20 protein-coding genes are annotated in these 22650 nt (G+C 45.5%); 14 read left to right on the top strand and 6 right to left on the bottom strand.

The annotated features are described in order from the left end of the window. Nucleotides 1-82: 82 nt before the first annotated feature. From pomA to folC, 12 genes are all read left to right on the top strand, one after another. Nucleotides 83-856, top strand: coding sequence for a flagellar motor protein PomA (gene pomA, locus B3S93_RS08230; protein ID WP_292357573.1), 774 nt, complete (start codon nucleotides 83-85; stop codon nucleotides 854-856). A gap of 23 nt (nucleotides 857-879) precedes the next feature. Then, a complete protein-coding gene (locus B3S93_RS08225) occupies nucleotides 880-1776 on the top strand; it encodes a MotB family protein (protein WP_292399405.1) in 897 nt (298 codons plus the stop codon). A gap of 209 nt (nucleotides 1777-1985) precedes the next feature. Further along, the gene (gene leuD / locus B3S93_RS08220; protein ID WP_292357570.1) at nucleotides 1986-2624 is read left to right on the top strand and encodes a 3-isopropylmalate dehydratase small subunit; all 639 of its coding nucleotides are present in this window, start codon (nucleotides 1986-1988) and stop codon (nucleotides 2622-2624) included. 30 nt (nucleotides 2625-2654) lie between these two features. Next, the gene (gene leuB / locus B3S93_RS08215) at nucleotides 2655-3725 is read left to right on the top strand and encodes a 3-isopropylmalate dehydrogenase (protein WP_292357568.1); all 1071 of its coding nucleotides are present in this window, start codon (nucleotides 2655-2657) and stop codon (nucleotides 3723-3725) included. Nucleotides 3726-3745: 20 nt separating this feature from the next. Continuing rightward, a complete protein-coding gene (locus B3S93_RS08210; RefSeq protein WP_292357566.1) occupies nucleotides 3746-4768 on the top strand; it encodes an aspartate-semialdehyde dehydrogenase in 1023 nt (340 codons plus the stop codon). A 33-nt stretch (nucleotides 4769-4801) separates the two neighbouring features. Continuing rightward, entirely contained in the window at nucleotides 4802-7699 is a 2898-nt protein-coding gene (locus B3S93_RS08205) for a FimV/HubP family polar landmark protein (protein WP_292399403.1), read from the top strand. A gap of 11 nt (nucleotides 7700-7710) precedes the next feature. Continuing rightward, a complete protein-coding gene (truA, locus tag B3S93_RS08200; RefSeq protein ID WP_292399401.1) occupies nucleotides 7711-8490 on the top strand; it encodes a tRNA pseudouridine(38-40) synthase TruA in 780 nt (259 codons plus the stop codon). A 37-nt stretch (nucleotides 8491-8527) separates the two neighbouring features. Next, nucleotides 8528-9142, top strand: a complete 615-nt coding sequence (locus B3S93_RS08195; protein ID WP_292357561.1) for a phosphoribosylanthranilate isomerase — start codon at nucleotides 8528-8530, stop codon at nucleotides 9140-9142. After that, nucleotides 9135-10355: a tryptophan synthase subunit beta gene (gene trpB / locus B3S93_RS08190; protein WP_292399398.1), complete on the top strand. Its 1221-nt coding sequence runs from the start codon at nucleotides 9135-9137 to the stop codon at nucleotides 10353-10355. The genes B3S93_RS08195 and trpB overlap by 8 nt, the downstream gene beginning before the upstream one ends. A gap of 10 nt (nucleotides 10356-10365) precedes the next feature. Beyond that, complete coding sequence (trpA, locus tag B3S93_RS08185; RefSeq protein ID WP_292357558.1) at nucleotides 10366-11193, top strand: tryptophan synthase subunit alpha; 828 nt, start codon at nucleotides 10366-10368, stop codon at nucleotides 11191-11193. Between the two features lie 19 nt (nucleotides 11194-11212). Next, the gene (gene accD / locus B3S93_RS08180; protein ID WP_292357556.1) at nucleotides 11213-12070 is read left to right on the top strand and encodes an acetyl-CoA carboxylase, carboxyltransferase subunit beta; all 858 of its coding nucleotides are present in this window, start codon (nucleotides 11213-11215) and stop codon (nucleotides 12068-12070) included. Nucleotides 12071-12080: 10 nt separating this feature from the next. Further along, entirely contained in the window at nucleotides 12081-13385 is a 1305-nt protein-coding gene (gene folC / locus B3S93_RS08175) for a bifunctional tetrahydrofolate synthase/dihydrofolate synthase (protein ID WP_292399395.1), read from the top strand. Here folC and B3S93_RS08170 read toward each other — a convergent pair. The 3 genes from B3S93_RS08170 to trmB all read right to left on the bottom strand — a co-directional run bounded on the left by B3S93_RS08170 (nucleotide 13377) and on the right by trmB (nucleotide 17254). Then, on the bottom strand, nucleotides 13377-15191 hold the full coding sequence (locus tag B3S93_RS08170) for an AMP-dependent synthetase/ligase (RefSeq protein WP_292399392.1): 1815 nt from the start codon (nucleotides 15189-15191) through the stop codon (nucleotides 13377-13379). The genes folC and B3S93_RS08170 overlap by 9 nt on opposite strands. A gap of 2 nt (nucleotides 15192-15193) precedes the next feature. Beyond that, entirely contained in the window at nucleotides 15194-16486 is a 1293-nt protein-coding gene (locus tag B3S93_RS08165; RefSeq protein ID WP_292399389.1) for an OmpP1/FadL family transporter, read from the bottom strand. Between the two features lie 81 nt (nucleotides 16487-16567). Next, complete coding sequence (gene trmB, locus B3S93_RS08160) at nucleotides 16568-17254, bottom strand: tRNA (guanosine(46)-N7)-methyltransferase TrmB (protein ID WP_292399388.1); 687 nt, start codon at nucleotides 17252-17254, stop codon at nucleotides 16568-16570. Nucleotides 17255-17681: 427 nt separating this feature from the next. Here trmB and edd point away from each other — a divergent pair, with 427 nt between their 5' ends. Beyond that, entirely contained in the window at nucleotides 17682-19505 is a 1824-nt protein-coding gene (gene edd / locus B3S93_RS08155) for a phosphogluconate dehydratase (protein ID WP_292357546.1), read from the top strand. A 31-nt stretch (nucleotides 19506-19536) separates the two neighbouring features. Beyond that, the gene (locus B3S93_RS08150; protein ID WP_014707368.1) at nucleotides 19537-20169 is read left to right on the top strand and encodes a bifunctional 4-hydroxy-2-oxoglutarate aldolase/2-dehydro-3-deoxy-phosphogluconate aldolase; all 633 of its coding nucleotides are present in this window, start codon (nucleotides 19537-19539) and stop codon (nucleotides 20167-20169) included. Nucleotides 20170-20231: 62 nt separating this feature from the next. Here the strand turns inward: B3S93_RS08150 and B3S93_RS08145 are convergent, their stop codons facing one another. From B3S93_RS08145 to B3S93_RS08135, 3 genes are all read right to left on the bottom strand, one after another. Beyond that, complete coding sequence (locus B3S93_RS08145) at nucleotides 20232-20975, bottom strand: DNA-binding domain-containing protein (RefSeq protein ID WP_292399385.1); 744 nt, start codon at nucleotides 20973-20975, stop codon at nucleotides 20232-20234. Beyond that, nucleotides 20959-21807 (bottom strand): DUF692 domain-containing protein, encoded by an 849-nt coding sequence (locus B3S93_RS08140; protein ID WP_292748632.1) that lies wholly within the window; start codon nucleotides 21805-21807, stop codon nucleotides 20959-20961. Before B3S93_RS08140 ends, B3S93_RS08145 begins: the two co-directional genes overlap by 17 nt. Before the next feature lie 78 nt (nucleotides 21808-21885). Then, entirely contained in the window at nucleotides 21886-22635 is a 750-nt protein-coding gene (locus B3S93_RS08135; RefSeq protein ID WP_292748630.1) for a hypothetical protein, read from the bottom strand. Between the last annotated feature and the right edge of the window lie 15 nt (nucleotides 22636-22650).

The following is a 22650-nucleotide window of genomic DNA, read 5'->3' as shown; positions in this document are numbered from 1 at the left end:
TGATTTTGCGTATCATCCGGTACAATTAAACGCGAAAATTGTTATACGACTTCAGGTATCAATTGAGCAGGGAGAAAAGCACGTGGATTTGGCTACTTTACTGGGTTTTTTAATAGCCTGGAGTCTGATTATCGCCACTATTGCTCTTGGGGCAGCGGCGAGCACCTTTGTTAACACGCCTTCTTTCATGATAGTTGTAGGTGGCACCTTTGCCGTCGTCATGATGCGCTTTACCCTCAAACAGTTCATTGGTTCAATGAAAACGGCGACCAAAGCCTTTTTGCATAAATCTGAAGATCCTTCTGAAATTATTGCCAGTGTGGTTGTCTTAGCCGGTATCGCCCGTAAAGAGGGTTTGTTGGCATTGGAACGGCAGGAAGTTAAAAATCCTGCCTTGGCATTGGGTATCCGAATGCTGGTTGATGGTCATGAGCCGGCTGTGGTCAGAAAAGCCCTGAACACAGAAATGAATGAAACGGTCAACCGACATAGCATCGGTCAACAGATTTTCCAGCAAATTGGTGATGCCGCTCCGGCGATGGGAATGATCGGTACTCTGGTTGGTCTGGTTCAGATGCTCTCGAATATGTCCGATCCAAAATCAATTGGTCCAGCGATGGCGATTGCATTACTGACAACCTTATATGGTGCAATGATTGCCAATATGTTTGCATTGCCTGTAGCCGATAAGCTTGCTTTACGCAGTAATGAAGAGCTGATGAATAAAAGTATTATCATCGAGAGCGTAATGGGAATTCAGGAAGGACAGAACCCGAAAGTATTGGAAGAGTTACTGAAAAATTATCTTCCGGCTTCAAAACGGGATGCTGAAGAGCCAGCCCCGGCCGAAGCTTAATCAGCTGACGACGGCAGAATTCTATGAGTGATTCTGAAACGCAAAGTTTCAAAAAGCAGCAAAAGAAAGGGTTGCCTGCCTATATGGCGACATTTGCCGATTTAATGTCGTTATTAATGTGTTTCTTTGTTTTGTTATTGTCGTTCGCTGAAATCGATGCCATCAAATATAAAATGGTGGTTATGTCTTTGGAGAAAGCCTTTGGTGTGCAGCGAGAGGTAGTAGATGAAGCCATTCCTAAAGGCACCAGCATCATTGCACAGGAATTCAGCCCGGGCGAACCTAAACCCACACCGCTGAATATTGTCAGACAGGAAACAACTGATGATACGAAAGATGTGTTAAAAATCACCATGGATGCCGAAGCTGTCGCAGAAGCGCAGGCAAAGCAGGTCGCCGAGGAAGTCGAAGAATTTAAAGAAGCGCTGGAATCAGAAATCGAACGTGGTTTGATCGTTGTAGAGAATCAGCTCAATCGTATTGTTATCCGAATTCGTGAGCGTGGTTCCTTTCCCTCTGGCGACGCTACTTTGAACCAGGACTTTGTTCCTATCCTGAAAAAAATTAATGAAGTATTAACGCAGACTGACGGACTAATTGCTGTGGCAGGACATACTGATAACATTCCGATTAATACTTCCCGTTATCGTTCTAACTGGGAGTTATCAACTTCAAGAGCGACTTCAGTAGTTCACGAACTGCTTAAGTACAATACGATTCCACCTGAACGTTTTGTGCTTGAAGGCTATGCTGATACCCGCCCATTAGCCCCAAATGATTCTATTGAAAATCGGGCAATAAATCGTCGTGTGGAAATTGTTGTTCTAAAAGGTTCGCTGGACAGCGAGCTCACCAAGTCCATTGATGATTTGATTCAGCAGCACGATGCAATAGAAAGTGAAATTCAACAAGTCCGTTGAACATCAAAAGATTGCTGCCATCAAAATATATCTGTCTAAACAATGGTATTATTTTGCAAGTTTTTGATATCAGTTATGACACGATTCATAGCATCGAAACATAAGCACACAAACAAAAAAAGAGCCTTTTACTGGAAAAAAGACGACCGTATAGAAATAATGCAGTCGGTTGTATAAAGGCGCTGACAATAAGAAAGTTAGAGGTAAACATGCAAAAAATTTCCGTGGAAACAGGAATCGTGATCCCATTGGATCGACCAAACGTCGATACGGATGCCATCATACCTAAACAGTTTCTGAAATCGATCAAGCGCAGTGGTTTTGGTCCCAACCTGTTTGATGAATGGCGTTATTTGGATCACGGCGAGCCGGGACAGGATTGTAAAGATCGTCCGCTGAATCCGGATTTTGAATTGAATCAACCACGTTATCAGGGTGGCACGATATTACTGGCGCGTGAAAACTTTGGTTGTGGATCGAGCCGTGAGCATGCTGTTTGGGCACTCGAAGACTATGGTATTCGAGTGATTATTGCCCCCAGTTTTGCTGATATCTTTTTTAGCAACAGCAGTAAAAATGGCATTCTCACAATACAACTCGATGAACAGCTGGTCGAAAAACTATTTCATCAGGTCGAGGCTACTCCAGGTTATAAATTGACCGTTGATTTGCCAGAACAGAGCATTTTGTTGCCTGATGGTGAAGTCCTGCATTTCGAAATAGACAGCTTTAAAAAGCATTGTTTGATTGAAGGTCTGGATGATATTGGTCTGACCCTGCAGCATACTGATGAAATCAAAGCTTACGAGGCCCGTCGTCGTGAACAAACGCCGTGGCTGTTTTCCTAATATTTTTTCCATTTATAAGTAATAACATTCATGACAAAGAAAATTGCAGTATTGGCCGGTGATGGAATCGGTCCGGAAATTGTTGCCGAAGCCGTAAAGGTTTTAAATGCTTTTAAACAGGATGGTTTGGCGATTGAACTTGAATACGGTTTGATCGGTGGGGCCGCTTACGATGAAACTGGCAGTCCGCTTCCTGATGAAACCTTGCAAATGGCTAAAGAGGCAGATGCCATTTTGTTAGGTGCAGTGGGAGGCTATAAATGGGAAGCACTGGATATCAGTGTGCGTCCGGAAAAAGGTTTATTGGGTATTCGTTCACAATTAAACCTTTTTGCTAATTTACGTCCGGCTTTGTTATATCCACAATTAGCAGATGCATCCACCCTGAAACCAGAAGTTGTGTCCGGTCTGGATCTAATGATTGTCCGTGAGTTAACGGGTGGGATTTACTTTGGTCAGCCCCGAGGGATCCGTACTCTGGATAATGGCGAGAAAGAAGGCTACAACACACTGGTGTATCGCGAAAGTGAAATTAATCGTATTGGACGCGTGGCATTTGATATTGCACGTAAACGGCAAAGTCGTGTTTGTTCGGTGGACAAAGCCAATGTATTGGAATGCACCGAGTTGTGGCGTGAGACGATGACAACATTGTCCAAAGACTATGCCGATGTCGAGCTAAGTCATATGTATGTTGATAATGCTGCAATGCAGCTAGTGCGAGCACCAAAGCAGTTTGACGTTATGGTGACCACCAATATGTTTGGCGATATTTTGTCAGATTGTGCATCAATGCTGACCGGTTCGATTGGTATGTTGCCCTCTGCGTCGCTTGATGAAAACGGCAAGGGAATGTATGAACCTATTCACGGTTCAGCCCCTGATATTGCTGGTCAGAACATTGCTAATCCACTGGCAACGATTTTGTCAGCTGCTATGATGTTACGTTACACCCTTGATCAACCGGCTTTTGCAGATCGTATTGAAGCTGCCGTAAGTAAAGTTCTGGATCAAGGTTTAAGGACAGCAGATATTTTCTCCGCGGGAATGACTCGCGTGACCACTGCTGAAATGGGCGATGCCGTTGTGGCAGCGCTGTAACAAAAGAATTTAGGTGAAATGTGACTAAACAAATTGATGTTGCTGTTGTAGGTGCTACTGGTGCGGTTGGTGAAACGATGCTGGATATCCTGCATAAGCGGAATTTTCCGGTAGGTAAAGTGTATGCATTGGCCAGTGAGCGTTCAGCTGGCTCAACTGTTCAGTTTGGTAATAAATCGATAATGGTTGAAGATTTGGCCGAGTTTGATTTTTCCAAAGTACAGATAGGCTTGTTTTCTCCTGGGGCCAGTGTTTCTGAAATCTATGCGCCAAAAGCGGCTGCTGCAGGCTGTATTGTTATCGATAACACCTCACAGTTTCGTTATGACGATGATGTTCCACTGATCGTGCCTGAGGTGAATCCAGATGCGGTGGCCGGTTATAAAAAACGTGGCATTATCGCTAATCCGAATTGCTCTACCATTCAAATGCTGGTGGCGTTAAAACCTATTTACGATGCTGTGGGGATTACTCGTATTAACGTTTGCACCTACCAGGCGGTATCGGGAAGTGGAAAACCTGCAATGGATGAGCTGGCCAAACAAACTGCTGCTCTTTTGAATGGTCGCCCGGTGGAAGCTGAAGTTTATCCTAAACAAATTGCCTTTAATGTGATTCCTCAAATCGATGTTTTTATGGATAACGGATATACCAAAGAAGAAATGAAAATGGTTTGGGAAACTCGCAAAATCCTCGGTGACGAGTCAATACAGGTCAATCCAACCGCGGTCCGGGTGCCTGTCTTTTATGGTCATTCTGAAGCCATTCATATCGAAACCCGTGACAAGATCACTGCTGAAAAAGCCAGAGAGCTGCTATCAGCGTTTGATGGCATCGTCGTGATTGATGAACACAAAGATGGTGGTTATCCAACAGCTGTCACAGATTCCTCTGGTCAGGATCCTGTATATATAGGGCGAATCCGTGAAGATATTTCACATCCAAACGGTTTGAATTTATGGGTTGTTTCAGACAATGTTCGTAAAGGTGCGGCACTAAACAGTGTGCAAATTGCTGAACTTCTGGTAGATAGATACCTCTAGGCATTGCTGAGATTGTCAAGGAAGGGGAGTTAAATGAAACAGAAAACGTTGACCAGTTTGTCGGTAGCTGCGGCACTTGGTTTATTAACTCCCTTACCGGGTCATGCGTTTGGCCTTGGTCAGATAACTTTATACTCTGCCTTGAATGAACCTTTCAGGGCAGAGATTGAGGTCAATGCACTTCAGGATGATGAGCAGGGTAATCTTGAGGTCAGATTGGGTTCATCCCAGGATTTTGAAAGAGCAGGACTGGAACGCAGTTTTTTATTAACCCAGCTGAATTTTGAAGTTATTGAAGAAAGTGATTCCACCCGAATTTTGGTCACTTCTGATATACCCATCAAAGAACCATTTCTGGGATTTTTACTGGCCGCAACCACTGGTCAGGGAAAATTACTTCGCGAATATATGGTGCTGCTGGATCCACCTAAAGAGCTGTACCCCGGTCGTGGCAATGTGGATTCACCACTCGCACCGAATACTCAATCAACGGTTCCTGCTGCTCCTCGCACAACATCTTCAAATCAGTCAGCCTATACATCTGATCGCTTGACGCAATATAACGTTCAGTCACGCGATACCTTATGGAGCATCGCCGAGAGGACACGGCCCTCAGACGATATTACGATGCAGCAGATGATGATTGGTTTGCTTAATGCGAATCCTAGGGCATTTCAGCAAAACAATGTGAACAGTCTTTACGCAGACAGCACACTTAAAATTCCTGCTACAGAAGAAATTACCCGCCTTTCTGCCAGTGAAGCCAAAGCTGCTGTAGACAGGCAAAATCTCGACTGGCAACAACGCAGTCTTGCTCAGACTGCTTCTCCTGCAGCCACCGTTGATGAAGTTTCCACATCGGAAAATATTGCAGCAGCAGAAAATAATGAAATTGAACCAGAAACCGAAGCGCCAAACGACGCTGAAGATCAATCAAGCTTAACAGAGAGCGATGAAACACTGTCAGATGCTGAGAGTGCACGCTTAAAGTTAATTGCTGCAACGGAAAACAGTTTGCTGGAGGCAGATCCGGAAATTAATGGTGATCCTGATTTACAGCGCATCAGTGAACAATTAACGCTTGCCCAGGAAACCATAGAGTCACAAACCCAGGAAAACATTGATTTCAAAAATCGTATGGACGCGATGGAACGTCAACTGGATACTATGCGTCGTCTTATTTCGCTTAAAGATGCGGATATGGCAAGACTGCAAAGCTTGCTCGAACAAGACGAAACCCAGATGGATTTAGCGACATTGGTAGATGAAGCAAACACCATTCTGGAAAATAGTGAAGCTGAAAGCGAAGCATTAAATGACAGCGACAATAATACCAATCTGAATGATACAGCTGAAGATCCAACCAATCTGGATGCTGTAGATAATGAATGGCAACCGATTGATATTGCTAATGATGAAACAGATGCAACGTCAACTGAAGAAGAACCGTCATCAACACAAAGCAACGAAAATGTCGCTGAGGAGCCGACAGAATTCGAATCTGTCACCAATGCTGAATCTCCCGAACTGATTGTTGCTGAGTTGGATGAAAATACAGCAGAACCAGCAGAACTGGAAACAGCTGCTGCAGAGGTTGATGCTGCGATAGTTGAAGCTGCTCAGGAACTGAATCTAGACCAGCAACAGCTGGACTCTCTTTACCAGCGGGTTCAAGCTTTTGTCATAGCACATAAGGTTGAATCATTACTGGCAATCTTATTGTTGCTTTTGATTATCTGGATGATTCTCCGCCGTGGTCAGCGTGAAGTCAGTTGGGATGATGCTGTCAGTAAAATTAACAAAAACAAACCGGCCACCACGACAGCTGAAACCGGTAGTGTAAATATTGTCACCCCGGTTGCAGAAGAGAAAGAGGCAACAACTGAAAGCCAAACCAAATCAGTTGATGAACTGGTCGAACAAGCTGATATGTTTGTTGGTTATGCCGATTATGTACAAGCAGCAACCGCACTTGAACAAGCTTATCAGCAGGCACCCGATGATAAGGAAATTGCTGCAAAATTATTATTCATTTATTACAAGCAACAAAAATCTGCAGACTTCATTGCATTATTGAACACCTCAAGTATTGGTGAAACCGATCCGCAGTGGCCTGAGGTAAGAAGCTGGGGCGCTCAGCTATTACCTCATAATCCTTTATTTGCTGAACCCTCTGATGAGGCTGAGGCTGCTATTGAAGAATCCATCGAGGAAGTGCAAACCACTTTTGATACTGAGGATGAGCCAAAAATCGATGTTGATGCCGAAGAAGAAGTGATGGAGACATCCTCTGAGCCTGAGGAGTCGGATCATATAGATTTCAATCTGGATGATTACAAAACCGAGTCAACCACTATTTCCAAGGCTGAAGAAGTCTACCAACGTGATGAAGAGGATTTGTTGCAGTTTGATAGCAGTACATCTGCAGACAAAGACTCAGCAACTGAGCTGGAACAATCAGAACAATCTGAAATTGATACTTATCCTGAAGATGATGATCTGCGAATAGATTTTGAACAGGATAATGTGTTGCAACCGGATTCCTCTGCCCCCGATGTTCTGGATTTGAATATTGATGAGACAGACGATGCTTCAGACCAGCAACCTGATGAGGTTTTATCTGTAGATTCTTTAGATGCTGATGAACTGGATCTCACTAATTTTGAAACTGCAGAACCGACAGAAACTGAAGAAGTTGATGTTATAGAAGATTATCTGAATCTGGATAGCAGTGTTGATGATGATGAACTTGATTTCGATCTCAGTGATTTCGACTCAATCGATGAATCTGAAACCAAACTGGATTTGGCAGCAGCCTATTCCGATATGGGTGATCCTGAAGGCGCAAGAGGTATCCTCGAAGAAGTCCTTGAGCAGGGTACGGATGAACAGAAAAAACGAGCACAGGAACTGCTCGACAATTTGTCTTAACGAGCGCTAAGGTGAGGTTAGCGTTAAGTGTCGAGTATGACGGCAGTAATTTTCATGGGTGGCAGTTTCAGCCAAAACAACGGACTGTTCAGGGCGAATTGCAGAAAGCCGTGTCGCTTATCGCCAATACACCGACAGAAGTGTTCGCTGCCGGCCGCACTGATACTGGGGTGCATGCATTAAATCAGGTGGTGCATTTTGATACCGAGGCTATTCGGCAAGAACGAAACTGGCTATTGGGATTGAATTCCAACTTACCCCACGATATCAGTATTAAATGGGTAAAACCGGTTTCAGAAAACTTTAACGCCAGGTTCAGTGCAATAAAACGTCGCTATCGTTATTTAATACTCAATCGTGACAGCCGTTCCAGTGTGCATCATCAACGGATGTGGTGGGTATATAAAAACCTTGATGAACACCAGATGCAATTGGCTGCTAATAGCCTGCTTGGCCAGCATGATTTTTCAGCATTTCGGGCACAGGAATGTCAGGCCAAAAGTCCGATAAAGACCCTTGATAAATTGATTGTCACTCGTCGTGATGATTGCATTGCTGTGGATGTTGAAGCCCGTTCTTTTTTGCATCACATGGTGCGTAATCTGATGGGCGTATTGGTTCCTGTTGGGGAGGGCAAGAGACCTGTCGAATGGGCTCAACATGTTCTACAAAGTCAGGACCGTAACATGGCGGGTGTTACCGCCCCACCTCAAGGTCTGTACCTGACAGATGTCGTTTATCCGGATGAATTTTTCCTGCCAACAGTGTCAGGTTTTCCAGTGCTCTGGTAAAGTACCGTAGTAACTTCTGGAAAGCTGATAATCCCAAATGAGAACCCGCGTTAAAATATGTGGCATTACGCGTCGTCAAGATGCTGAATTTGCTGTAAAAAGCGGGGCGGATGCTATCGGGTTGGTTTTTTATGAACCAAGTCCTCGCGCTGTGACAATGGCACAGGCTGCCGCAATTACTGCGCAGTTGCCACCATTTGTATCTGCTGTTGGTTTATTTGTGAATGCAACGGCAGAGAAAGTGCGGCAAACACTTGAGCAGGTTCCATTAAGTTTGTTGCAATTTCATGGCAATGAATCCGCTGAATATTGTGCTCAATTCAATATGCCGTACATCAAAGCGGTACGAATGCAGACTGCAAGTGATTTAATACAGGCTGATGAGCATTTTGCTGAAGCTTCAGCCTTATTGCTGGATAGCTATCAACATGGGGTGCCGGGGGGAACCGGACAGACCTTTGACTGGTCCATGATTACTGCAGTTAGCAAGCCGCTGATATTAGCGGGTGGTCTGACAACTGAAAACGTTGCAGAAGCTATTCAGCAGGTCTCGCCTTATGCAGTGGATGTAAGCGGCGGTGTAGAAGAGTCGAAAGGACTTAAAAGTAATAATAAAATAAGCGCATTCATGCGAGAGGTGGCAAATGCCTGATATACAGATTGATGACTATTTTAAAAACTACCCGGATGAATTAGGTCATTTTGGACCTTATGGTGGACGCTTTGTTGGCGAAACCTTGATGGGTGCTATTTATGAGCTGGAAGAGGCCTATAAAAAGTATAAAAATGATCCAAACTTCCAAGCTGAAATGGATAAAGATCTGGCCGACTTTGTAGGCCGTCCATCACCTATATATCATGCCGAAAACTGGACAAAGAAACTGGGGGGAGCCCAGATCTATCTCAAGCGCGAAGATCTCAATCATACCGGCGCCCATAAAGTTAACAATACGATTGGTCAGGCTTTACTGGCTAAGCGTATGGGTAAAACCCGTATTATTGCTGAAACAGGTGCGGGGCAGCACGGTGTAGCGACCGCTACAGTAGCTGCCCGCTTAGGTATGGAATGTGTGGTTTACATGGGCGCGGAAGATGTTGAGCGTCAGGCCATGAACGTTTACCGAATGAAGCTTTTAGGGGCAGAAGTAGTGCCGGTTCAGTCTGGCTCAAAAACGCTCAAAGATGCATTGAATGAAGCCTTGCGTGACTGGGTTACCAATGTGGATGACACCTTTTATATTATCGGTACGGTTGCCGGCCCTCATCCTTATCCAGCAATGGTGCGGGACTTCCAATCAGTTATTGGTCGTGAAGCCCGTCAGCAAATGATCAATACCACTGGCAAACTACCCGATACACTGGTTGCCTGTATCGGTGGAGGGTCGAATGCAATTGGCCTGTTCTACCCATTTATTGAAGATGAATCCGTTGCAATGATTGGCGTAGAGGGTGCTGGTCATGGTCTGCAGACAGGGCAGCACTCAGCTCCACTTTCTGCCGGAACTCCCGGCGTATTGCACGGCAATCGCACTTACCTTATTCAGGACGCTGCGGGACAAATTACCGAAACCCATTCCATTTCAGCCGGACTGGATTATCCTGGCGTTGGTCCTGAACATGCATGGTTGAAAGATATCGGCCGCGCACAATACGTTACTGTTACGGATACTGAGGCCCTTGATGCTTTCCATGAACTGACACGCACTGAAGGCATTATTCCGGCTCTGGAAACCAGTCATGCACTGGCTTATGTTTCAAAATTAGCCCCAACGATGTCAGCGGATCAAAGTATTCTTATTAATGTTTCAGGACGTGGTGATAAAGACATGCACACGGTTGCAGCCATGGCTGGTCTGAATTTCTGAGGAATATAAAATGAGTCGTATTAAAGAATGTTTTAAAAATCTTCAGGCAGATGGGCAAACTGCTTTAATCCCTTATGTGACTGCAGGTGATCCTGAACCATGGGTAACCGTTCCACTGTTACATGCTTTGGTGGATGCCGGTGCCGATATTATCGAACTGGGTGTGCCTTTCTCTGATCCCATGTCGGATGGTCCTGTAATCCAAAAAGCCTGTGAACGGGCGTTGAAAAATGATGTCACGCTGGATTCAATTCTGGATATGGTAAAACAGTTCAGAGAGAAAAATAACCATACGCCACTTGTGTTGATGGGATATGCCAATCCTCTTGAAGCAATGGGTTATGAAAAATTCGCCAAAAAAGCCCAGGCTGTCGGGGTGGATGGGGTATTGACTGTTGATATGCCACCAGAAGAGTCTGATGAATTCCTGCGGCTGATGGACGGGCATGATATTGATACGATTTTCCTGGTTGCGCCAACGACATCGGCAGAGCGTATGCAGAAAATCGCCCAACATGCCAAAGGCTTTATTTACTATGTTTCAATCAAAGGTGTGACAGGTGCTGCCGCATTGGAAATTAATGAAGTAACCGCCAAACTGGAAGAAATTCGTAAATACACTTCGTTACCGGTTGGTGTGGGTTTTGGTATCAGAGATGGCCGCTCAGCCGCAGCTGTCGCGGAAGTAGCTGATGCTGTTGTCGTGGGCAGTACTTTGGTACGTTGCATAGAAGAACATTCCAATCGTCCACAGGAATTACCCGCAGCAGTAGCAAGTCTGTTAGCTGAAATGCGTCATGCAATTAATGCGCGTGATTTAGCCAGCGTCTCGGCCTAATAAGCGATAAGGTGACAAAATGAGTTGGTTTGAAAGATTACTTCCATCGAAAATCCGCACCAGTGGCCGCAGCCGCTCGGTACCTGAAGGTGTCTGGTGCAAGTGTCCAGCATGTGACAATGTGCTTTATCGGGCTGAGCTTGAGCGTAACCAGATGGTTTGTCCCAAATGTGATCACCATCAACGGATAAATGCCCGTGATCGACTGAAAAGTTTTCTGGATGAAGATAATCGCCAGGAAATTGGTACCGAAGTTAAACCTGTCGACACTCTTAAATTCAAAGACAGTAAACGTTATCGTGATCGTATTACCCAGGCACAAAAAAATACCGGTGAGAACGATGCACTGTTAGCCATGCAAGGCACGCTTAAAGGCTTACCTGTTGTGGTGGTTGCGTTTGATTTTGGTTTTATGGGTGGCTCAATGGGCTCCGTGGTCGGTGAAAAGTTTGTCCGAGCTGCAAAAGTTGCCTTGGCCAAGAAACTTCCGTTGATATGTTTTTCCGCCAGTGGTGGAGCGCGCATGCAGGAAGGCTTGTTTTCACTGATGCAGATGGCTAAAACAAGTGCTGTTTTATCACAGCTTGAAGAGGCTGGCATCCCGTTTATTTCGGTGATGACCGATCCCACCATGGGCGGTGTTTCAGCCAGTCTGGCAATGCTTGGTGATGTCAATGTGGCTGAACCTAAAGCTTTAATTGGTTTCGCTGGTCCACGCGTTATCGAACAGACCGTTCGTGAAAAATTACCTGAAGGTTTCCAACGCAGTGAGTTTTTGCTGGAACATGGTGCCATCGACATGATTATTGATCGCCGTGAAATGCGCGATCGTCTGAATAATCTGTTAACCATGATGCAAAATCGTATTGCTGTTTAAACCATAGTTTATGCGATTTAATAGCTTGCCACAGTGGCTGGCATGGCAGGAAAAGCTACATTTTACTGAGATAGATCCCGGCCTGGATCGGGTGCGTGCTGTCTGGCAGCAGATGTATGACGACAACAAACTGCCTTTTCGGGTGGTGACGGTTGCCGGCACCAACGGTAAAGGCTCTTCTGTTGCATTATTGGCCTCTATACTCTCAGCTGCCGGCTATCGAACAGCCTGTTACACTTCGCCACATCTGTTGCGTTATAACGAACGCATCGTAGTTGATGGTCAAACGGCGACTGATCAACAGATATGTGAAGCTTTCGAGCGGGTTGATACCGCACGTGGTGACATTTCTCTGAGCTATTTCGAATTTGCCACGCTCGCTGCAGCAGATATTTTCTGTAGACAGAATATTGATATCGCGATTTTGGAAGTTGGTATGGGCGGACGGCTTGATGCGGTGAATCTGTTTGACGCCGATATTGCGCTGATTACGCCGATAGGTCTGGATCATACAGTTTGGCTTGGCGATACCCGGGAAAAGATTGGTATTGAAAAAGCCGGGATAATGCGGGCAATGAACCCTGTCGTCTGCAGTGAACATTCTCCGCCAGTCACCGTTATTGAGAGCGCTCAGAAATTAAGCTCGCCAGCGTATATTGCTGGCAAAGATTTCAATGCTCAATCCGATAAAAATGTATGGCATTGGCAAAATGCCGATTATCAGTTCACGGGATTACCGTTGCCGGCCTTACTAGGGTGTTATCAGATTCAGAACAGCGCGGCTGTGCTACAGGTCATCAGCCTGCTGAAAGATTCCGGAATGGGAAAAATCAATGAAACAGCCATCCGTGATGGATTGGCTCACGTCAGACTCGCTGGCCGGTTTCAGATGATTGATGGATCCGTTACCCATATTTTTGATGTAACACACAATCAGCAGGGTGCTGAAAATCTGGCAAAACTATTAACGGAAATTCCTTGTCATGGCAAAACCCATGCGGTGATCGCCATGTTGCGTGATAAAGACAGCCAAGCGGTTTTTGATGCCTTGATTCCAGTGATAGATAATTGGTTTCTTGGTGGCTTAAATGGAAGCAGAGGGCAGTCTGCAGAAGATTTGGCAACTGGCCTGCAAGGTAAAATTTCCAATGATCGCATTCATACCAGTGAAGTAGTGGAACAGGCCTATGATCTGGCTTTAGCTAATGCTAGTGAAGGGGACCGTATCTTAATTTTTGGCTCATTCCACACAGTAGAAGCCATCATGCGGCATATCCCGGATTTCATTAATGAGCCGTTATCTGCCTCAGCTTGAGGTGTCGTGATACAGGGCCTTAATTTCCTTATCATACCTTTGCTCAACCAGCGCACGTTTAACTTTTAAAGTAGGCGTCAGCAAACCATTTTCAATCGTCCAGGGTTGCAAAGTCAGATGTACTCGCCGAATCCTGGCATAGGCCGGAAATTCAAATAACCACTGTCTGAGTAAGCGGACAAAATGCTGCTGTAAAACTTTTGAGCCAAGACTTTCATTCTGCAAGGGATCCAAACCGAGTTGCTGCGCAATCTGCGGCCAGCTTTCGCCATTAATCACCAGTAAAGCGGCCAAATAAGGTTGCCCTTCACCGACGACTAACGCCTGATCAATCAGGCCATTGCTGACTATGGCGGCTTCAATATCGGCAGGCGGGACTTTTTCGCCATTATTGAGCACCAGAATATCTTTGATTCGACCGACAATATAAATATGACCGCTTTCGCTGATGTGGGCTTTATCACCGGTATGCAGCCAGCCATCAGCATCAATCGTCTGTGCCGTTGCTTTATGATTATTCCAATAGCCCAGCATATTGCCCGGACCTTTTACCTCAAGCTCTTCATCCTTGCCAATACGGACTTCTACACCCTGAATAGCGCGTCCTACGCTGGCAGGATCATTACTGGAAGGTTCATTAACACTAATCACCGGACTGGTCTCAGTCAGGCCATAACCCTGCAGCAAAACTAAATCCAGTCCAATAAACAATTTAGCGGCGTGGGTGGGTAAAGCAGCACCACCACTGACAGCTAAACGCAGTTTGCCGCCAAGACGCTGATGAAATTTGCTCACAACCAGTTTATGCAGCAATGGCCATAACAGCAGAAAGGGCGACCAATATTTCCGACCCTGTTGGTACTGAAAGCGTTTCCAACCGACCTTCACCGCCAGTTTGAAAATTCGACGTTTAAGCCAGCTGCCTTCAGCAAGTTGTTTATGAACCCGATCATAAATCCGCTCGAAAATTCTGGGCACAGCAATCATGATGGTGGGTTGGACTTGCCGCATATCGTCAGCAAGCAGGGGAATACTGCGAGAGAAAACTACTTTTGAACCAGCCATCATCGGCAGATAATAGCCGCCAGTTCGTTCCAATGTGTGTGATAGTGGTAAAAAGGACAAGAAAATATCATCAGGCAGGATTTCAAAAAACTGCAACGAACCATAGGCCACCGACAACATATTATGATGGCTGAGCATGACCCCTTTAGATCGGCCAGTGGTGCCAGAAGTATAGATAATCGATGCCAATTGTTCTGGTGCACAGTGGGGTAGTTTCAACTCAGCAGAAAAAGCTGTATCAAGCCAGTTCTGCAGCGATATCGTGGAGGATTCGTTATCTGTTGTCGATTCATCATGGAACAGCAGCACTCGTTTGACAGAATGTTCTTCGGGTAATACGGCTTGAATGGCTGACCATTGTCTGGAGCTGTTTACTAACAATAAACGTACATCAGCATCCTGTAATATATACGCAACGTTATCCGGCCGGTCATCGGGGTAAAGTGGCACCACTACCAGCCCCAGACTTAAGGCTGCCAGATCGAAAAATATCCACTCTTTGCTATTACGTAAATTGATTGCAACCCGATCACCCTTACGCAGATTTTCCTGTTGCAGCGCTTGTTGCCAGTGAGTTATTTCGTCAGCAACCTGTTGCCAAGTTAAACTTTCCCAGCTTTTCTTATCATTATCAAAAAAGCCATAGGCATCTTTATCAGGACTTCTTTTTATCCGTTCACAAGCTAAGCCGTACAGCGTCCGAGCCTGATCCGGAGAAATGTAATCATGAGCAGCGGACATAATTAATCAAAGAGCCAGCGTAATTGAACGCCGACGATATCAACTGAATTTTTATAACTTCCTAGTAACTGATTTCCATTTGAATCAGTATCATCGATGCTGGTATCTTTCATAAATATGTGCGAATAGGCAGCATCCAAAATTATATTTTCGCTGTAGTGATAACTTGCCCCCAAAGCTAACCAGGTACGATCACTGTCCGGAATACGGGGTGTTCGACGTTGTGCATTGGGAATCGGTGTTTCATCATAGGCGACGCCAGCGCGCCAGGACCAACGGTCATTAGCTTTATATTCCACGCCAAGCCCATAGCGCATGGAATTTTCCCAGTCTTCTTCTTTAACAGAATTTAATGACCTCACATCAGAATTAATACGTAATTCTTCAAAGCGACTCCAACGTGTCCAACTGGCATCGGCCATAAAGGACCACTGTGAATTTAATTGGTGAATCAGAGCGATGGATGCCGATTCAGGCAAGGTTACCCGGCCACCAATGTTTCCATCCCGAATACCTGAGGCGGCAGCAGCAGCGCTAAAATTCTCTGGGATACGAAACTCCCCATCACCAGTCAAATCATGGGTTATTTTTGAACGATAACTAATGCCCATACGCGTTGCTTCAGTAAACTGATAAGTCATACCGAGGTTGTATCCCCAGCTCCAATCATCTGCAGTTAAACGTACTCGACCATCATTTTGTTGAGGTGCACCTGTAAAAGCACCAAAATTCGCTGCCTGACTTAGTTCCAAATCTATATATTGAAGGTTGATACCAAACCCTAACGAGAGTTTTTCAGTAGTTTTAAAAGCGATGCTGGGATTAATATTAACCGTAAGCAGATCCGAACGAATCGCATGATAACGCCCCTGCCAGCTATCGCCATAATCGGTCACCAGACCGAAGGGCGCGCCCACACCAATTCCTACGACAGTCTTGTCATTTAACGGGTGAGCATAATAAAAATTAGGAACTGCAGCCAGTTCACCGGCATTGCTGCCATCACCACCGGTTAATGGTGTGCCATTGGCATTAGAACCGCGATCGGAGAATTCTGCCCGGGGTGCGATCAGATTGAGCCCCATATTCATTTCTTTACGGGATAAACTTGTCATGCCAGCCGGATTGAAAAAAATTGTACTGGCATCATCCGCCACTGCAGCACTACCTGAAAAGGCGCGTCCCAACCCCGTAATGCTTTGTTCTATCAGGGCATAGCCCGCTGCGGCTGCAGAATTACTGGCTGCCCCTAATAAAAGATAAAAACCAAATTGGGTTGTACGGGACATGGTCATGGCAGCGTTACCTGGTAAGTGATTAGTTGTTAATTAAGGCAAAACTAGCTTATGCATGCAAATGAAGCAAGTTTGTAACAATTATCGACGCTGAAATAATAAATCCCATACTCCATGTCCCAGTCGATGGCCTCGCTGTTCAAACTTGGTTAAGGGACGGTACTCCGGCCGCGGAATATAATCACCTGATATGCTGGTGTTGATAAAATCATGACTTGCCGACAGATCCTGCAACATTTGTTCTGCATAATCCTGCCAGTCTGTTGCCATATGCAGAAAACCGCCCGACTGTATTTTTTGTGCCAGGACGTTAACAAAGGCTGGCTGGATAATTCGACGTTTATGATGACGTTTTTTATGCCAGGGATCCGGAAAATATAGTTGCACGCGATGCAGAGCATTATCCGCAACCTGATTTTTGAGTAATTCCACGGCATCCGTGCAGGCCACCCGCACATTAGTTAAATTATTTTCTTCGATAGCTTTTAACAGTTGGCCCACACCTGGTCGATGCACCTCCACGCCAATGAAGTCGTTCTCAGGTTGGTGGATGGCCATTTCAATCAACGAAGCACCATTACCAAATCCGATTTCAAACACCACTGGAGCGTTACGCCCAAACAGCGCTGGCATATCAATAGGTTGGTTATCGGCTTCAATACCAAACTTTGGCCATAAAACATCCAGTGCTTTTTGTTGACCAGGGGTTAAGCGACCCTCACGTTTCACAAAGCTTTTTACCTGACGGAGGCGTTTACCTTCGGTCATTGAATTCACCTTTCAATTAAGTGGTAACTCATCGATATATCGATGAAAAACAGCGTGACATCATACCGAAGCACTACTGGAAAATCCTTATGGCGATGCATTTAACTGCCGCAGTTTGCAAAAATTGATGTTCTAAATACCAACTATGTGCAGATTTTAGCGTTGGGAAGTTGTCCCATAAATGACAAATCATTAAACAGCTAACCCAGTATTTTTCTGCGATTGATGCGGTACGGCAACAATAAAACCAAAAGCAGGTATTTGAGCATTAAGATGACATAAGCCCAGAAACAGTGCGAAAAAGAGTGATAAGGACTATAATGCGCTGTCTGAATATTAGATCTGATGGATAAACGCCGCTGCAATCAAGCGGCCTCAAATCCCGCTACTTCGATAGTACAAGTAAACGAAAGAGAGACTTAACTTTATGGTTCATCCAGTTTTAGACTCGCTCACCAACGAAGTGATCGAAAGAAGTAAAAAAACTCGCACGGCTTATCTTGCTCGTGTTGACGAAGCTGCAGGGCAGGGTCCTCATCGTCTGACGCTTGGCTGTGGTAATCTGGCTCATGGTTTTGCTGCCTGTGCAGCAACTGAAAAAAGTGATCTGGCTGGTGACAAAAAAGCCAATATCGGCATTATTTCAGCTTATAACGATATGCTTTCTGCACATCAACCTTATAAGGACTTTCCGCCACTTATCAAAGAAGCTGCCAACGAAGCTGGTGGGGTTGCCCAGTTTGCTGGCGGTGTACCGGCAATGTGTGATGGTATTACTCAGGGTTATCCGGGTATGGATCTGTCGCTGTTCAGCCGTGATGTCATCGCAATGTCCACAGCTGTCGGTCTAAGTCATAATATGTTTGATGCCGCAATGATGCTGGGTGTCTGTGACAAGATCGTACCTGGCTTGTTGATCGGGGCGTTAAGCTTCGGTCATTTGCCGACCATCTTTGTGCCGGCAGGTCCGATGCCAAGTGGTCTGCCGAATAAAGAAAAAGTTCGTATCCGCCAATTGTTTGCTGAAGGCAAAGTAGGCCGTGAGGAACTGCTTAAAGCAGAGTCAGAGTCTTACCATAGTCCTGGTACGTGTACTTTCTACGGTACGGCCAACAGCAACCAGATGATGGTTGAAATCATGGGGCTGCATTTGCCGGGTGGAACGTTTATCAATCCTAATACCCCGTTACGTGACGAATTAACGAAAGAAGCAGCCCGTCAGGTATTGAAATTTACCGCACTGGGTAACGATTACCGTCCAATCGGTCATATGATCGATGAAAAAGCAATTCTAAATGCGATTATTGGCCTGCTGGCAACGGGTGGTTCAACCAACCACACCATGCACATTGTTGCAGTAGCCCGGGCTGCCGGTATCTTAATCAACTGGGACGATTTTGATCGTCTGTCGCAAATCATTCCTTTATTAAGCCGAGTCTATCCAAACGGCAGTGCCGATGTGAATCACTTCCAGGCCGCTGGTGGTATGGGCGTATTAATTCAGGAATTATTATCTCAGGGCTTGTTACACGAAGACATCATTACGGTTGGTAATGAAAAAGGCTTGAAACAATACAGTCAGGAGCCAAAAATCATTGATGGCAAACTGATTTGGCAGGAAGGACCTAAAGAATCCCTGGATAAAGAAGTTATTGGCACAGTTGAACAACCGTTCGCCAAGTCAGGTGGTGTACATCTGATTAAAGGTAATCTGGGACGTGGTGTATCGAAAGTTTCTGCGGTAGATGTTGAGCATCGTGTTGTAGAGGCACCTGCTTTGGTATTTGACGATCAGGACGATGCCGTTGCTGCATTCAAAAATGGCGAACTGGAAAGAGACGTTATCGTGGTCTTACGATTCCAGGGACCAAAATCCAATGGTATGCCGGAACTGCATAAACTCAGTTCACCGCTGGGCGTATTACAGGATCGTGGATTTAAAGTGGCGTTGGTCACTGACGGTCGTATGTCTGGTGCGTCAGGTAAAGTCCCGTCTGCCATTCAAATGTGTCCTGAATCTGCAGAAGGTGGTCCACTGACCCGAATCAAAGATGGCGATATTATTCATCTCGATACCGAAAGAGGCATTATGAATGTGCTGGTAGATGATGAAGAGTTTAATGCTCGCCTGTCTTGCATGATGGCCAATACTGAGCATCATTACGGTAGTGGTCGCGAATTGTTTGACAGTTTCCGGGCAGGCGTTTCTTCAGCTGAAGAAGGCGCTATCAATATGTTCAACGTTGAATAATCTTCACCAGAATTAGGGATATCTATTTTTTATGAGCAAAACGATTCACGAAATTATGCAAGTTTCACCGATTGTCCCGGTGATGGTTATTAATAATGTTGAACATGCAGTGCCGTTGGCCAATGCGTTGGTCAAAGGTGGTCTGAAAGTATTGGAGATCACGCTGCGCACTGATGCAGCGCTGGAATCTATCCGTCGTATTAAAGCTGAAGTGCCAGATGCGATTGTCGGTGCTGGGACCATTATCAACATCGAAACGTTAAATGCAGCGATTGATGCGGGTGCAGAATTTATTGTCAGTCCTGGTACCACAGATACCTTGATTGAAGCGGCATTAAAAACCGGTGTGCCTTTATTACCAGGCGTAGCCAATCCTAGTGAAGCCATGCGCTTATTAGAGCGTGGCATTACCGCGATGAAGTTCTTCCCGGCTGAAGCGGCTGGCGGTGTACCCATGCTGAAATCAATTGGTGCCCCAATTCCACAAATTCTGTTCTGCCCAACCGGCGGTGTCAGTCAGAAGAATGTGAAAAATTACTACAGCTTACCTAACGTAGGTTGTGTAGGCGGTTCATGGATGTGTGCAGCGAATCTGGTAGAAGCGGAAAACTGGGATGAAATTACCCGTTTAGCGGCTGAAGCCATTGAGCTTGCTACTAACTAAAAGCAACAGGATTTAGTTAGATTAAAACCGGGCTGGTTTACCAGTCCGGTTTTTTTATGTCTTTAGATCACAATGCCGCGTTCCAACCAGTCCTCTATCAACTGTTTTGCGCCTTGTAACACAACTTCGGGGTTGGGATGCTGCAATACCTCAGCAATGGCTTCAGCGGCTTGCTGGCCAGTCTGACCGTCATCTAATAGATCAAGTAACCGTGCACTAACGGGATTAAGCTCAATAAACTTCACCTGATCATCAGCATTTCGATATAACAACATAAAAAACGGCGTTTCGGCAGGTTTATCAGGCAGGTTATCCGGCCCGATTTGATGCACGGGGTAATCATAAGCAAAGGTCCAGCTCAGGGGAGAGCGTTGCAGAGCGAGTTGCAGGATATCTTGCTGTTCAGTCAATTCACGCTTCACAAAATCCGCATTGGCAATTCCGAGCGCCAACTCAGCCCATTCGTAATGGGCGAGCTCAGCAAGAAAAGGCAACGTCTGATACTGCTGCGGATGTTCTTCGAGATAATGCACAAACTCGCGGGCAATATCATTAAATAAGGGTGAACTGCACCGATGCTCACGAATAAAATCACGTGCCAGTGCATGCCAGGCAGTTTCCCCCAGAATTTGTTTCAATATCGGACAGGCCGTGCTTAAAAAGCTTTCAATATTGTTATAAATCAGCCGCCGATAAATAGCCATGCGCCGCGATTCAACATCGGCTGGCTCAGGGATGCTCTCTGGATCACGCAGATGGGCGGTGAACTGCTGTTGGGTAGTTTTAAAATCAGGCGCTTGCTGCATGTTCAGATCGATATTGTGATTGGATATCTCGAATGTGACCGACTTCTTCAAACAGCGTGTTGAGAGCAGGGATATTAAAATCCCGTTCCAGCAACGTCGGAATCACTCCATGTTGCTGGTAAGTATGCTCAAGCAGTTGCCAAACCGGATCAATTACATCTGCACCATGGGTATCGATAATCAGATCTTCTGCTTCATTATAGTGACCGGCAATATGCAGGTAAGCGATACGTTTACTGTTAAGTGCGTCAATATAAGCCTTAGCGTCATAACCGTGATTAATGCTGTTTACATAGACGTTATTCACATCAAGTAACAACTCACAATCGGCTTTTTCCAGTATTGCATTAATAAATTCAATTTCGTCTATCTGCCGACCCGGTGCCGCGTAGTATGAGACATTCTCGATGACCAGTTTGCGTTGCAGAATATCCTGAACCCGAAGAATACGTTCTGCGACATGCTTAACAGCTTCGTCAGTGAACGGTATGGGCATCAAATCGTAAAGGTGACCCTCATCACTGCAATAGCTCAGATGCTCACTGTAGAGACGAACCTGATGCTGATCCAGAAAGTGTTTAATACGTTTAACAAACGCCTCATCCAGCGGAGCAGGGCTGCCAAGTGATAATGAAAGACCATGACATAGCATCGGAAAACGTTCACTGAATGCCCGCAGTTTTTTGCCCAGCCGACCGCCCATCTCCATCCAGTTTTCCGGTGCGACCTCAATAAAGTCGATAGGCGGGTGATCCAGCTGCATGATTTCATCAATGAAACTGCGTCTCAACCCCAGACCAGCTCCATTGACTGCATAACCTTGTGATCTCATGCTGAAACTCTTATTCATAAAAGTAATTAAAGAGACTCATCTAGATGCGATTTGTTACAACTGAATTGCCAATCGGTTTTATTCCGCCTCCGGAATTTCAAACATCGCACGATCAACGCCTACGTTTCCGGTTTTTGCATCGTATAAATAGACAACCGCTTTGTAGTGGCCGGGTTCGGTAATCGTAGTTTTACCACTGAACATGCCAGCTGGTCCGGTAAAGTCCAGTGTTACTTCATCAATAGTTTCTTCATCGCGCATCAGAATAGCTCTGGCTTCATAATTATCAGACTGCCAATGACCGTCTTTGGTGATAGGGCAACCACAGAGCAATGAAGCTTTGGTGTAAATATCAACCTGACCATTCTCCAGAACACGGGTCCAGGCATCCACAATAAAGCCGGTCATGGTAATGATAATGCCATCACCCAGAATATCTTTTCCAGGCACCACCCAGCTGGTCAAGCTGGCTTCCTGATAGGCCTGCTGATAACCATAAGGTCCGATTAATTTAAACCGCAGTAATCTTGGCGCATCAATATCCACTTTCGCTAAAAAACCGGCCGTTTTATCATCTGTCAGTCTTTCGCCACGTTTTAATGGGTTTTCGATAAGCACCGCTGTATCGCCAGTGCCACCGTTTATCCAACCTTCATCGAGAATTTCACCTGTTTCAGCATCTTCAACGATGGCGCGGATACCGCCGACACTGGTGCCAATAAATTTCGAATCAACGGCTTTCGCTCTGACCATGATCTCTGTTTCTGCAGCGATAGCTGACAGGCTGACCATCATTAGCGCAATAATTACCCAAAAGCGTGTGTACATGTCTTTCCCCCTCCA

The organism is Methylophaga sp. UBA3613 (genome assembly GCF_002375415.1).
In the GTDB taxonomy this organism is placed as follows: Bacteria; Pseudomonadota; Gammaproteobacteria; order Nitrosococcales; family Methylophagaceae; genus Methylophaga.
Note: the sequence above shows the minus strand (reverse complement) of the source record. Positions and strands in the feature narration are given on the sequence as shown.